This window comes from Rhizobium sp. 1399 (assembly GCF_031455475.1).
Taxonomy (GTDB): Bacteria; Pseudomonadota; Alphaproteobacteria; order Rhizobiales; family Rhizobiaceae; genus Rhizobium.
The window spans coordinates 13810-27569 of the sequence record NZ_JAVDSU010000017.1 but is presented as its reverse complement, the minus strand read 5'-3'; the positions used below and the strand labels follow the sequence as shown (position 1 = coordinate 27569).

Genomic DNA, 13760 nt, shown 5'->3' with positions numbered 1-13760 from the left:
ACTTCCCGGCTTTTCCATTCATTGAATCGACCACTGAGCCTGCCGCTTTAAGCGACGGGAGAGACTCAGAATTCAGGCCGCGTCTTCGATCTCTTCATTGATCTTGCGCGGCACGTAGTTGAGCACCGGACCGAGCCAGCGCTCGACCTCGGTGACGTCCATGCCCTTGCGCTTGGCATAGTCTTCCACCTGGTCACGCTCCACCTTGGCAACACCGAAATAGTAAGAGTCAGGGTGACCAATATAGATGCCTGACACCGACGAACCGGGCCACATCGCATAGCTCTCGGTCAGCTTCACGCCAGCGGTATTTTCCGCGTCGAGAAGAGAAAACAGCGTCTTCTTCTCGGTGTGGTCGGGCTGGGCCGGATAGCCGGGCGCCGGGCGGATGCCGGCATAGGCTTCGGTGATGAGATCCTCGTTGGAGAGCGTCTCGTCCTTGGCATAACCCCAATATTCGCGGCGCACGCGCTCATGCATGCGCTCGGCGAAGGCCTCGGCGAAGCGGTCGGCGAGCGCCTTGACGAGGATCGAGGAATAGTCGTCGTTCGAACGCTCGAAACGTTCTGCAATGGCAATCTCCTCGAAGCCGGCCGTCACTACGAAGCCGCCGACATAGTCCTGCACACCGCTATCGACCGGCGCCACGAAATCCGACAACGCCACGTTCGGGCGGCCGTCGCGCTTCGAAAGCTGCTGGCGAAGCGTGTAGAACGTCGCCAACTCCTCCTTGCGCGCATCGCCCTTGAAGAGGCGGATATCGTCGCCGACGGTACCAGCCGGCCAGAAGCCGATGACGGCGCGCGGCCGGAACCACTTCTCGTCGATGATCTTCTTCAGCATCGCCTGGGCGTCGTTCCAGAGCGCACGTGCAGCTTCACCCTGCTTCTCATCCTCGAGGATCGCCGGGTAGCGGCCACGCAGCTCCCAGGTCTGGAAGAACGGTGTCCAGTCGATGTACTTTGCAAGCTCGGCCAGATCGTAGTCTTCGAACACCTTGGTGCCGAGGAAGCTCGGCTTGCTCGGCTTATAGGCCGCCCAATCGACCTTCTGCGCATTTTCGCGGGCACGCGAAAGCGGCAGGCGCACCTTTTCGGCTTCGCTGCGCGCATGAGCGGCAGCAACCTTGGCATATTCAGCCCTGATGTCGTCAATATAGCCCTGGCGGTTTTCCGGCGAGAGCAGCGAGGACACGACGCCAACGGCGCGGCTGGCATCCGTCACGTAGATCGACTGGCCCTTGTTGTAGCCCGGATGGATCTTGACGGCCGTATGCACGCGGCTGGTCGTCGCCCCGCCGATCAAAAGCGGAATGTCGAAGCCCTGCCGCTCCATTTCGGCCGCCACATGCACCATCTCGTCGAGCGACGGCGTGATCAGTCCGGAGAGACCGATGATATCGACCTTCTCGGCAATAGCCGTTTCGAGGATTTTCGTTGCCGGCACCATGACGCCGAGATCGATGATCTCATAATTGTTGCAGGCGAGCACGACGCCGACGATGTTCTTGCCGATATCGTGCACGTCACCCTTGACGGTCGCCATCAGGATCTTGCCGGCAGACTTGCGTTCTTCACCGCCATTCTGGCGCTTCTCCTCCTCCATGTAGGGGAGAAGCACGGCAACGGCCTGCTTCATGACACGGGCGGACTTCACCACCTGCGGCAGGAACATCTTGCCCGAGCCGAAGAGATCGCCGACCACATTCATGCCGGCCATCAACGGGCCTTCGATGACATGCAGCGGACGAGCCGCCTCCTGGCGGGCTTCCTCGGTATCGGCCTCGATATATTCGGTAATGCCGTTGACCAGCGCATGTTCGAGGCGCTTCGCCACACTCCACTCGCGCCAGGACAGGTCCTGAACCTTGCCTTCCTTGCCGGCAGCTCCGCGGAAACGCTCGGCCACTTCCAGCAGCCGCTCGGTTCCGTCGGGACGACGGTTCAGCACCACGTCTTCGCAGGCTTCACGCAGGTCCGGATCGATCTGGTCATAGACGGCAAGCTGGCCGGCATTGACTATGCCCATGTCCATACCCGCCTGAATGGCGTGATAGAGGAACACGGCATGCATCGCCTCGCGCACCGGCTCATTGCCGCGGAAGGAGAAGGAAAGGTTCGACACACCGCCGGAGATATGGACGAGCGGCATGGTCTTGCGGATCGTGCGCGTCGCCTCGATGAAATCAACACCGTAGTTGTTGTGCTCCTCGATGCCGGTCGCGACAGCGAAGATGTTCGGGTCGAAGATGATGTCTTCGGGCGGGAAGCCGACCTTCTCCGTCAAAAGCTTGTAGGCGCGCGTGCAGATGTCCACCTTGCGCTGGTAGCTGTCCGCCTGCCCCGTCTCGTCGAAAGCCATGACGACCACGGCCGCACCGTAATTGTGCAGCAGACGTGCCTGGGCGAGGAAATTTTCTTCACCTTCCTTCAGAGAGATCGAGTTGACGATCGGCTTGCCCTGAACGCGCTTCAGGCCGGATTCGATGATCGAGAACTTCGAGCTATCGATCATGACGGGCACGCGGGCAATATCGGGCTCGGCAGCAATCAGGTTCAGGAACTCGACCATCGCCTTTTCGGAATCGATCAGCCCTTCGTCCATGTTGATGTCGATCACCTGCGCGCCATTCTCGACCTGGTCGCGGGCAACATCGAGCGCTGCCGTGAAATCGGCATTAGTGATCAGCTTGCGGAAGCGTGCCGAACCAGTGACGTTGGTGCGCTCGCCGACATTGACGAAGGGAATATCCTTGGTCAGCTCGAAGGGTTCGAGACCCGACAGCGACATGAAAGGGCGATGCTCGGGGATCGGGCGCGGCTTGTACTTGGCCACCGTCTCCGCGATCATCCTGATATGTTCGGGCGTGGAACCGCAGCAGCCGCCGACGATGTTGACGAGGCCTTCGCGGGCGAAGCTGTCGATCTGCGCCGCCATCAGTTCCGGCGTCTCGTCATACTGGCCGAACTCGTTCGGCAGGCCGGCATTCGGATAGGCGCAGATGAAGGTATCGGCAACGCCCGAAAGCTCCTGCAGATGCGGGCGCATCGCATTGGCGCCGAGCGCGCAGTTGAGGCCGATGGTGAACGGGTTGGCATGGCGCACCGAGTTCCAGAAGGCGCTCGGCGTCTGGCCGGACAGCGTACGGCCCGAGAGATCGGTGATGGTGCCGGAGATCATGACCGGCAGGCGGATGCCCTTGGCCTCAAAACGCTCCTCGCAGGCAAAGATCGCAGCCTTGGCATTCAGCGTATCGAAGATCGTCTCGATCAGGATGATGTCGGCGCCGCCGTCAATCAGGCCGTCGATCTGTTCTGCATAGGCATCGCGCAGGTCGTCGAAAGTCACGGCGCGGAAGCCCGGATTGTTGACGTCGGGCGAGATGGAGGCCGTGCGGTTTGTCGGGCCAATGGCGCCGGCAACAAAGCGGCGCTTACCGTCTTCGCGTTCGGCACGCTGGGCGGCGCGTCGAACGATCTCCGCGCCTTCCTTGTTCAGCGCATAGACCTCGCCTTCCATCTGATAATCGGCCTGCGCAATGCGGGTCGACGAGAAGGTATTGGTTTCGAGGATATCGGCGCCGGCCTTGGCATACTTATAGTGGATTTCCTCGATCGCGTCCGGCTGCGACAGGATCAGCAGGTCGTTATTGCCCTTCTGATGGCAGGCGCAGCCAATGAAACGGTCACCTCGGAAGTGGTCTTCATCGAAGCCCAGGCCCTGGATCTGCGTGCCCATGGCGCCGTCAAGAACGAGGATGCGCTCGCTGGCAGCTTGTCTCAGCGCCGCAAACACTTCACTGCCATCACGCTTGCCCCCTTCGGGACCAAAGAGATTATCGAACACGGGAAGGCTCCTTGACATCACAGGATCATAAGATCGGAAACGACAAATCACATAAAGATATCTTTATGTCAACATATGCCTATCGGTTTAGGCTATTGCAAGCCTTGGCGGATGACAGACTCGCCCGACCTCTATATAGGCGTTTTCCTAAAGGCATTGTGCACGAATTCGGAGGAGTATCATGGCACCTGCACTCGGCAACTGGTCCACCCGCGCCTATCATCGCGGCTGGCTGCTCTCGCAGGCCAACGGCCTCTTTGATTTCTTCCAGCATAACTCCATCAATCCCAAAGGCGGCTTCTACGATCTCGACGACGCTGGCAAGCCGCTTAATGCCGAGGGACAGGTGCGTCCGATCCATATCGCATCGCGCGCCGTCCATTGCTTCTCGATCGGCACCTTGCTCGGCCGCCCCGGTGCCGCCGATATCGTCGACCACGGCATGGACTATCTGTGGAACCACCACCGCGACCGCAAGAATGGCGGTTACTTCTGGTCGCTGAACAATGAAGGCCCGGTTGATTCCAACAAGCAGGGTTACGGCCACGCCTTCGTGCTGCTCGCCGCCTCCTCGGCAAAGACGATCGGCCATCCCCTGGCAGACGGCATGCTCGCCGATATCACCGAGGTCCTGAACACGAGGTTCTGGGAAGCCAAGCACGGTGCCATCGCAGAGGAATTCACCGCCGACTGGCAGCCGCTCGATGGCGGCGCCTATCGTGGCCAGAACTCCAACATGCACCTCACCGAAGCGCTGATGGCCGCATTCGAAGCGACTGGCGATCGGGATTACCTCACCAAGGCCGAGAGCATCGCCGACCTCGTCATCCGCCGTTCGGCTGGCTCCGTCGGCTGGCGCGTCGCCGAGCATTTCGATGCCGAATGGAACCTCGACAAAAATTACTATCATCCGAACGAAATGTTCCGTCCGGCCGGCACGACGCCCGGCCACTGGCTGGAATGGACCCGCCTGATCCTGCAGCTCTGGGCGCTCGGCGGCAAGCGCATAGAATGGATGCCGGATGCGGCAAAGGCCCTCTTCGAGCAATCCATGGTGCTCGGCTGGGACAACCACAAGGGCGGCTTCTTCTATACGCTCGACTGGGCCGATAAACCGGCCAAGCGCAACAAGCTCTGGTGGCCGGCCTGCGAGGGTGCGGCTGCTGCGCACTTCCTCAACGAACACCTGCCGAGCGATTATCACGAAGAATGCTACCGCAAGATCTGGAACGTGATCGAGCGCAGCTTCATCGACCACAAGAACGGCGGCTGGCACGAGGAACTGACGGAAGACCTCGTGCCCTCACACTCGCTTTTCCCCGGCAAGGGCGACATCTACCACGCCCTGCAGGCCTGCCTCATCCCGCTCTTCCCGGCAACGGGCAGTCTGACCAAGGGCATCAGCGAAGCCGGCGGCAAGCTCTGAGGAAAAGCCTCAATAGCCGGGCGCGACCGGCGGCGCTGCGTCCGGGTTCTGCTGGAACCATTGCACCTCAGCGCTCGCGTCATCGAGTTCGTCCTCAACGTCGCGCTGCTCTCTGCGAATGCGACGCATATCGTCTTCGAGATCGTCCATCCGCCGGCGGATATCATGCCGGTCCGCATCAGGCGCATCCTTGAGCTTGCGCGACAGGTCGTCGATCTCGGCTTCCTTCGATCCGTAGTCGCCCTGCAGCGAGCTTAGCCGTGATTGTAGCGAATGCTGGCGGTTCCCGAGCGTATAGCCGCGCAGGAAGCCTGCTGCCGTCTCCGGAGGGCAGACATTGGAGTAGCCGTGACCCGCCTGCCCGTGCATCAGGCCGCTCATTGGCGTGCAATAGCGCACGAGACCCGCCTGATAACCCTGATACCAGATCGTCTGATCGGGCACGATCTTCACCCGCTCGCAGGATTTGGCATGCGCTGCAAAACGCTCCTGCGGCTCGTAGCCGGCAGCGCCGTCGGATTCACCGATCACCCGCCAGTCGGCGGCGACGCATTCTTCCTTCGAGAGCGTATTGCAGGAGGCGAGGAAAAGGCTGAAACCAATGGCAGCAAAGGCAAAGAGCAAACGTAACATGATGTCCCGGCAGCAAGTCACAAAACCGGGCGCACCTTATCGTCACGAATTATAACCGTCACCGGGAACGGATCGCGATCCTGCAATTTCCGTGGCTTTTATTTGTCGAAAATGCGGCAGGCTTCACGCAAGCCGCAGGCTTTCAAGATCCTTCGCCAGGATCAGCGCCAGGGCCTCGACCGCGAGATTGTGGTCGTCGCGCTGCGGCAGGCCGGATACGGTGACGGCGCCGATGCAGCCCGTGCCCCTGACATTGATCGGGAAGCTGCCGCCATGCGGGGCATAATCAGCGGGAGGAAGCCCGTTGTCCTCAACCGTCTTGCCTTCCTTCTGGAGCTTGAGGCCGGAGGCATAGCTGCTGCGGAAATAGCGGAACACCATGTTGCGCTTGCGGCGGACCCAATTGACGTTATCAGGCGTCACACCCGGCAAGGCCGCATAGAACACCGGCATGGAATGCAGCGTAATATCGATGGCAATCCCGAGGCCGCGCTCGGTTGCGAGTTCCTGCAAGAGCTTGCCAAGCTGCCATGCAGTCGTCAGATCGAAGGCATCAAAGCTCAGTGCCTTTTCCTGTTCCGCGATGCGGATCAGATCTTCGTCGATCGACATGGCACGGCTCTCCTCTCAGCGTGATGATCGGCTGTGACAATTCTCACGCGAGGGGGAAAAGTAAAGCAGAAACTTGGCACTATGCACCGTCAAGAGCTTCGGTGCGATGCTCATCCGACTGCCCGGATCGGCGCAAAACCGCTCATAGCGCCGGTGAAATGTTTCGGCAGCGGCGAGGCATAGGAGCCGCGCTTGCTGGTCGAAAGACCGAGCGACACCAGTGCTTCCGCCTGCTTGACGGCAGCCGCGACCCCATCGATGACAGGCACGCCGTAGATATCCTGCAATTCGCGCGCCAAATCCGTCATGCCGGCACAGCCAAGCACGATCGCCTCGGCACCATCTTCGGAAAGCGCCCGTTCGATTTCCGCTCTCAGCTTGCCGAGCGCGCCAGACGCAGCATCTTCCAGCTCCAGCACCGGAATATCCGATGCCCTCACCTTCGCACGACTGCCCATGCCATAGCGGCGCACGAGATTATCGATCAGCACCCGGGACCGCTCCAGCGTCGTCACCACCGTAAAGCGCTGGGCAAGGAAGCCTGCGGTAGCGACAGCGGATTCGCAGAGCCCGAGAACAGGCACATCAGCGAAGGTGCGCGCGGCGTCGAGCCCCGTATCGTCGAAGCAGGCGACGATCGCCGCATCGTAACCGGCCTCCTGCCGTTCTTTCAGCTCCGTCAGCAGACCCGGGATGGCAAGCGCCCCGTCATAATGCCCCTCGATGGAAACCGGCCCCATGCGCGAGGTCGCGGCGATGATCTCGGTGCCGACAGCGGCGACCGCACGCGCCGCGGTCGCTGCCTTCTCGGTCATGGAAGCAGTCGTATTGGGATTAACGATCAATATGCGCATGTCAGCGGGTCTTTGCCTGGCGCCGGCCAAGCATCGTCATGATGCCGAGTGCGACGAGAATGATGGTGAAGGAGAAGAGCGTCGTGACCGTGCCGAGCGCATAGAGCACCGGCGTCGTGACGTTCGTGGTCATGCCGTAGATTTCGAGCGGCAGCGTATTGTAGGTGCCGGACGTCATCAGCGTGCGGGCGAACTCATCATAGGAGAGCGTAAAGCCGAACAGGCCGACGCCGATCAGGCTCGGCGCGATCATCGGCAACACGACATGGCGAAAGGTCTGCCAGGAGGTCGCCCCGAGATCGCGCGCGGCCTCCTCATAGGCTGGAGAAAAGCGATTGAAGACGGCAAACATGATCAGAACGCCGAACGGCAGCGTCCAGGTCAGATGCGCGCCAAAGGCCGAGGAATACCACGCGGGCCGTATTCCACCCTGCTGGAAAACCACGCCGATGCCGAGCGAGATGATAATCGATGGCACGACGAGGCTTGCGACTGTCGCGTAAAACAATACCGACGAGCCGCGAAAACGCCGCCGAAATGCAAGGCCCGCCATCAGCGAGACGACGACGGTTACCACCATCACCATCAGGCCGAGAATGAAGGATCGCTGGAAGGAGGCGCCGAAATCACCGACCGCCTGCTTTTCGAAGAGATTGAAGAACCAGTGCGTCGAAACGCCGTTCAGCGGGAAAGTCAAACCGCCATCTGGCCCCTGAAAGGAGAGGATGACGATCGCCGAAAGCGGCCCGTAGAGAAAGAGCACGAAAAGGCCGAAGAAGGCGGCAAGTACGTAGAATTCGAGGGAGCGTTTTTCTCGGTTCATCTCAGAGCTCCTTGCGGATATCGACGACGCGCAGGATCGCAGCGACCATCATCAGCACGACCACCAGGAGCACGACCGCATTGGCGGCAGCGGCCGGATATTGCAGCAGCGACATCTGGTTCTTCATCATCAGCGCCACGGAGGCGCTCTGCCCGCCGGACATGACCTGCACGGTGGAGAAGTCAGCCATGACGAGTGTGACGACGAAGATCGTGCCGATCGCCATGCCGGGCTTGGCAAGCGGGATCACCACATTCCACAGCACCTGCCAGCCGGAAGCACCGGCATCACGCGCCGCTTCGAACAGCGAGCGGTCAATGCGCATCAGCGTGTTGAAGATCGGCGTGACCATGAAGAGCGTGTAGAGATGCACCATGGCGAGCACTACGGCGAAATCGGAATAGAGCAGCCATTCCACCGGCTGCGGCACGATGCCCATCTCCACCAGCGCCGAATTGACGAGGCCGTTGCGCCCGAGCACAGGAATCCAGGAGATCATGCGGATGATGTTCGACGTCATGAAGGGCACGGTGCAGACGAGGAAAAGGATCATCTGCGTCGAGGTCTTGCGGATATGGAAGGCCAGGAAATAGGCGACCCAGAAGCCGATGAAGAGCGTCAGCCCCCAGACGATGACGGTGAATTTCAGCGTATTGAGATAGGTCTTCCACGTCACCCATGAACCGAGCGTGTCGGTATAATTCATGGTCAGGAAGTCGGGATAGATACCGGCGAAATCATAGTCCCAGAAACTGACAACCGCGATCATCAGGATCGGCAGGATGAAGAAGAAGCCCAGAATGGCGATCAGCGGCGTCGCCTGCAGATAGGAGATCGCCCATGGCGCAAGCCGGAAGGAGCGTTTGGGCGCCTCCGCTGCCGGTATCGTCTGCTCTGAAGCGATCGTGGCCATTCTTCCCCCTTCGGAAATCTGCCCTGTCCGAATAGGGAGGGATCGGTGAAGACCCCTCCCCAACCCTCCCAAGCGGGAGGGGGTTTTGCTTAAGCCGCGATGAACTCGTTCCAGCGGCGGACCATGTAGCGGTCTTCGTCCATGACGGAGTTCCAGCAGGCGATATGGCCGATACGGTCTTCGAAGGAGCCGCCGTCGCGAACCGAGCCGGCCTTCTCCATAACCTTGCCTTCTGGCGAGAGGATGTCGCCCTGTGCCGGCTTGCCTTCCATCCAGTAGCCCCATTCGTCGGCGGTCATGAAACCCTTGGCGGTTTCAAGGCAGGCCGAGTAATAGCCCTGGCGGTTGAGATAGGCGCCGACCCAGCCGGACGTGTACCAGTTGATGTACTCATAGGCGGCATCGAGCTGCGCGCCCTTGAGGTGCGCAGCAAGGCCGAGACCGCCGCCCCATGCGCGGTAACCTTCCTTGAGCGGCTGGAAGGTGCAGGCAATGCCCTTCGAGCGGACGGCAGCAACGGCCGGCGACCACATGGACTGGATGACGACCTCGCCGGAAGCCATCAGGTTGACCGACTCGTCGAAGCTCTTCCAGAAGGCGCGGAACTGGCCATCGCCCTTGGTCTTGATCAGGAATTCGATCGTCTTGTCGATCTCTTCCTTGGTCATGTTGCCCTTGTCGGCATATTTGATCTTGCCGGAGGCTTCAGCGATCATTGCCGCATCCATGATGCCGATCGACGGCACGTTGATGATGGCCGTCTTGCCCTTATAGGCCGGATCGAGAATGTCGGCCCAGGAGGTGATTTCGCGGCCGGTCAGGTCAGGGCGAATGCCGAGCGTATCGGCATTGTAGATCGTCGGCATCATCGTGAACCACTGGGTCTGCTCCTTGGCGAACTTCTTGGAGTCCTGCGCCTCGACGAAGCCGACGGTGTGCGGCGCCGTGCCCTGGGCGATCGTGCTGTCCGCCTTCAGCTTGCCGGTCGTGAAGATCGGCACGACCTTATCGAAATACTTGAGCTTCTTGACGTCCATTGGCTGCAGAACGCCGGTCGGGAACACCTTCTTGCAGATCCAGTATTCGATATCGGCAATGTCATAGCTGTCAGGCTGGGTCACAGCGCGCTGGGCGGCGGCGTCGGAATCGGTCGCAGTCATTTCCAGCGTGATGCCGAGGTCCTGCTTGCACTTCTCGGCGATCGCATTGATGTTCGAAACGCCGGTGCCGAACTGGCGAAGCGTGATGTTGGACTGCGCCCAGATGGTCGGGAAGCCGGTGATGGCGCCCGAGCCGGCGATAGCGCCGACGGCGGCAGCACCCGTCTTCAGAAGCGAGCGGCGGGAAATTCCCTTTTCCGCCTTGGTGGTTTTCGTTTCAGTCGTCATTGCAGTTCCCCTTTTCTTGATGCTGAAGTTCATGCGGAAACGCGGCCAAGGAGGACGGCATCCTCCAAAGCCCAACTCAAAGACACCGCATCGCCGACCGAGACCGGGCTGGCGAAGTAATCGCTGTCGCTTGCGATGACGGTGAAATCGTCGCTGCCAGCCCCAAAGACGGTGATCTTCACCGAGGAGCCGCGATATTCGATATTGGAGACGATGCCGTTGAAGCCGAGGGTCCATTCGGTCGCCACCTGAAGGCGTACGCGGTCGGTGCGAATGCCGATATCGACGGCTTCGCCGACTTCCCTGCCCGTCCCGCGCACGGAAAAGCTCTGCCCCTCCGGCACCGTCATGACGATCACGCCGTTTTCGCTGGAGGCGACACGGCCCGAAAGGACATTGTGATCGCCCATGAAGCGGGCGACGAAGGCTGTCGCCGGCTTTTCGAAGACCTGCCGCGGTGACGCCGCCTGTTCGATCTTGCCGTCATTCATGATGACGATGATATCGGCGAGCGCCATCGCCTCTTCCTGGCTGTGCGTCACATGCACGAAGGTGATGCCAAGCGTCTTCTGCAGCTTCTTCAGTTCCGCCCGCATCCGGATCTTCAGGAACGGGTCGAGTGCGGAAAGCGGCTCGTCGAGCAGCAGCGCCTCCGGATCGGTGATCAGGGCACGCGCCAACGCGACACGCTGCTGCTGGCCGCCGGAAAGCTGCGCCGGCCGCCTGCTGGCATAGGCCTCCATCTGCATCAGCTTCAGCATCTCCAGCGCCTTGGCGCGGCGCTCATCCTTGTCGACACCCTTCATCTTCAAGCTGAAGGCGACGTTGTCGACGAGGTCGAGATGCGGAAACAGCGCATAGGACTGGAACATCATCGCCGTGCCGCGTTTTGCTGGCGGGAAATCGGTGACGACGACATTGCCGAGACGGATATCGCCCGATGAAATGCTCTCGTGACCCGCGATCATGCGCAGCGTCGAGGTCTTGCCGCAGCCTGACGGCCCCAGGAAGCAGCAATAAGAACCGGCCGGGATTTTCAGGCTGATGGCATGGACCGCCGTGGTCGCGCCATAGACCTTGGAAACGGATGCTATATCGATCTCTGCCGCTTTCGACATCGTGTCTTCCCCTGTTCGAGAAAGACGATGCATCTGCCGTGCCAATTTGATCACCGCATCTCAAACCCTTGCAAACCATGGATTTTTCATGACAGCACGCCGCTCGACGAAATCTCGGGCACTTTTCGCACTGCACACAAAATGGGCTTTCGTCCTCAATTCGTGCAGAAAATCGTATACAATTTGACCTTCGTTATGAGAACAAATTCTATTTAACTTTTGAGACGAAGGCGGCTATGGTTTGCCGACATCAAGGAAACCGATTTCATGAAATCCGCCGCCAGCGCCATGAGCCACGACGACACCCAGGAAACGGGCGTCCCGCAGATCCGCGATGCAATCAGGGAGGCTATCGTCGAGCGGCGCCTGTCACCCGGCACGAAACTGTCGGAAAGCGATGTCGGCAATCTCTTCAATGTCAGCCGCACGCTGGCGCGCGCCGCCCTGCAGGCGCTTTCCTACGAAGGTCTCGTCAGCGTCGAGAAAAACCGCGGCGCCTTCGTCGCCTATCCCTCTCCGGAAGAGGCCCGGCAGATCTTTGCCGCCCGCCGTCTGGTCGAGCCCGGCATCCTGCGGGACGCGGCCGCCCGCATCACTCCCTCGGATATCCAGCATCTCAAGCAATTGCTTCTGGAAGAGGGCCGGCTGATGAGCGAGCGCGGCCAGACAGCAAGACGGGCCGAGATCAAGGCATCCGGCGATTTCCACCTGACGCTCGCCGCGATCTCCGGCAATGCCATCATGCAGCGCTTCATGGAAGAATTGGTCGCCCGGTCGTCGCTGGTGATTGCCCTCTACGGCCAGTCGACGGTCTCAAGCTGCGGCCATTCCGAACATGGCGATATCATCGAAGCGATCGAAAGCAAGGAGCTCGACCGTGCCTGCCACCTGATGCTTCACCATATCGCCCATATCGAGGCCGACCTCGACCTGCGAGAACGAAAGAGCCTCGGCCTCAAGGAAGCATTCGAACTCTGAAAGCTCAGTGGCTCGGCGGCGAGATAGCAGCAGCGCGGCTGATATCCTCCACGCTCATCGGCTCGCTGGAGCGCATCTTCACTTTGCCGTCAATGCCGACCAGCACGAGCCCGAATTCGCCGCTGAGCGGCCCCTGAAGCTCATCGCGCAGCTCGTCGGCATCGAGGTCGCGCCCATCCTCGAAAAGCGAGAATGCGCCGCCGCCGGCGATCGTGAAAACCTCGATATCATCTTCGATCAGCCGCATCTGTGATTTGCGCAGCAATTCGTCCTGAACGATCGGCCTGTCGTCCTCGGCATCCGCAAAGACGATCAGAACGTTCTTTTCACCGAGAAACTGTTCCAGCGATCGCGGCAGATGGGCCTCGCGAATGCCCGTTCCCATAATTTCGTGTAGAATGGATCTCAACATGGTGCTCATTCCTTCTCTGCCTGTTTCAACGGCTGGAAATGAGCAGGGTTCCCCGCGAGGAATAGGATCGCGGCCAATGCCGCGATCCCGAATGCCTATTCGCGGGGTTCCGCTTCGGATGCACGCGTCGAAAGCGCGACGATATCAGGCGTGCCATTAGCAAGAAGGCGCTTGCGCACCAGAACGCGCATGACGCGCGCCGCCGTGGAAAAGGTCATCTGGTCCAGCGGTCCCTCGCCTTCCCAGGGCTTGGTCAGCCGTTCGGTGACGGCGCCGACGATATTGGCCGGGACGATATCGGTGCATTCGCGCATGGCTTCGAAAACGAAGCTGATCGGAATGACCCTGCCTTCATGGGTGACAATCGGCTCCGTCAGTTCGCTGTCCCATTCCTCGTAGGCATAAAGTGCCACACGGAACAGCTGTTGCAGGGTAAACGGGGCATGTCCGTTGTGAAGTGGCGGCAGTGCATTCATCATGTCTGTCTCCTCTGATGGATTAAGCCAGCTTCCTCAAGACCCGGCCCGGATCGACGCGGAAACAACAGCTCGACTCCTCCCTCGGACCGGATACACGATTCATTTTATAGAGTAACACAGGCGTGATAAAGCCATTTCTGACCGGCCTGCCCGCCGGCATCTTCTAACCGATTGAAATCCATTGTGACTTGCCGGCATTTTTTTGCTGTCGAAGCAGGCTCAAACGGCGTTTCACCACCAGGAGAGCATCGAAAGGTCGGATTTGGAACCTTTAGCGC

12 protein-coding genes are annotated in these 13760 nt (G+C 60.2%); 2 read left to right on the top strand and 10 right to left on the bottom strand.

The genetic code is table 11. The features are described 5' to 3' along the window. Positions 1 to 72: 72 nt before the first annotated feature. A complete protein-coding gene (gene metH, locus J2X71_RS33440; protein ID WP_310389231.1) occupies positions 73 to 3846 on the bottom strand; it encodes a methionine synthase in 3774 nt (1257 codons plus the stop codon). Between the two features lie 181 nt (positions 3847 to 4027). Between metH and J2X71_RS33435 the strand changes: the two genes are divergently transcribed. Continuing rightward, positions 4028 to 5272 carry an AGE family epimerase/isomerase gene (locus J2X71_RS33435; RefSeq protein WP_310389228.1) on the top strand — a complete coding sequence of 415 codons (1245 nt, stop codon included), beginning with the start codon at positions 4028 to 4030 and terminating at the stop codon, positions 5270 to 5272. Between the two features lie 9 nt (positions 5273 to 5281). Here the strand turns inward: J2X71_RS33435 and J2X71_RS33430 are convergent, their stop codons facing one another. The 7 genes from J2X71_RS33430 to J2X71_RS33400 all read right to left on the bottom strand — a co-directional run bounded on the left by J2X71_RS33430 (position 5282) and on the right by J2X71_RS33400 (position 11613). Continuing rightward, positions 5282 to 5905 (bottom strand): DUF2799 domain-containing protein, encoded by a 624-nt coding sequence (locus tag J2X71_RS33430; protein ID WP_310389226.1) that lies wholly within the window; start codon positions 5903 to 5905, stop codon positions 5282 to 5284. A 123-nt stretch (positions 5906 to 6028) separates the two neighbouring features. Beyond that, positions 6029 to 6517 (bottom strand): heme-degrading domain-containing protein, encoded by a 489-nt coding sequence (locus tag J2X71_RS33425; protein WP_007824116.1) that lies wholly within the window; start codon positions 6515 to 6517, stop codon positions 6029 to 6031. 110 nt (positions 6518 to 6627) lie between these two features. Continuing rightward, positions 6628 to 7371 carry an aspartate/glutamate racemase family protein gene (locus tag J2X71_RS33420; protein WP_310389224.1) on the bottom strand — a complete coding sequence of 248 codons (744 nt, stop codon included), beginning with the start codon at positions 7369 to 7371 and terminating at the stop codon, positions 6628 to 6630. A 1-nt stretch (position 7372) separates the two neighbouring features. Next, a complete protein-coding gene (locus J2X71_RS33415; RefSeq protein WP_113324565.1) occupies positions 7373 to 8194 on the bottom strand; it encodes an ABC transporter permease in 822 nt (273 codons plus the stop codon). Between the two features lies 1 nt (position 8195). After that, entirely contained in the window at positions 8196 to 9107 is a 912-nt protein-coding gene (locus J2X71_RS33410) for an ABC transporter permease (protein ID WP_310389221.1), read from the bottom strand. 89 nt (positions 9108 to 9196) lie between these two features. Beyond that, positions 9197 to 10495: a PotD/PotF family extracellular solute-binding protein gene (locus J2X71_RS33405; RefSeq protein ID WP_037072416.1), complete on the bottom strand. Its 1299-nt coding sequence runs from the start codon at positions 10493 to 10495 to the stop codon at positions 9197 to 9199. Positions 10496 to 10524: 29 nt separating this feature from the next. Beyond that, the gene (locus J2X71_RS33400; protein WP_310389217.1) at positions 10525 to 11613 is read right to left on the bottom strand and encodes an ABC transporter ATP-binding protein; all 1089 of its coding nucleotides are present in this window, start codon (positions 11611 to 11613) and stop codon (positions 10525 to 10527) included. 267 nt (positions 11614 to 11880) lie between these two features. Here J2X71_RS33400 and J2X71_RS33395 point away from each other — a divergent pair, with 267 nt between their 5' ends. Continuing rightward, a complete protein-coding gene (locus J2X71_RS33395) occupies positions 11881 to 12591 on the top strand; it encodes a GntR family transcriptional regulator (protein ID WP_037099755.1) in 711 nt (236 codons plus the stop codon). A 4-nt stretch (positions 12592 to 12595) separates the two neighbouring features. Here J2X71_RS33395 and J2X71_RS33390 read toward each other — a convergent pair whose 3' ends face one another. Both J2X71_RS33390 and J2X71_RS33385 read right to left on the bottom strand, forming a co-directional pair. Beyond that, complete coding sequence (locus tag J2X71_RS33390; protein ID WP_310389214.1) at positions 12596 to 13003, bottom strand: DUF4174 domain-containing protein; 408 nt, start codon at positions 13001 to 13003, stop codon at positions 12596 to 12598. A gap of 95 nt (positions 13004 to 13098) precedes the next feature. Next, the gene (locus J2X71_RS33385) at positions 13099 to 13482 is read right to left on the bottom strand and encodes a hypothetical protein (protein ID WP_310389212.1); all 384 of its coding nucleotides are present in this window, start codon (positions 13480 to 13482) and stop codon (positions 13099 to 13101) included. Between the last annotated feature and the right edge of the window lie 278 nt (positions 13483 to 13760).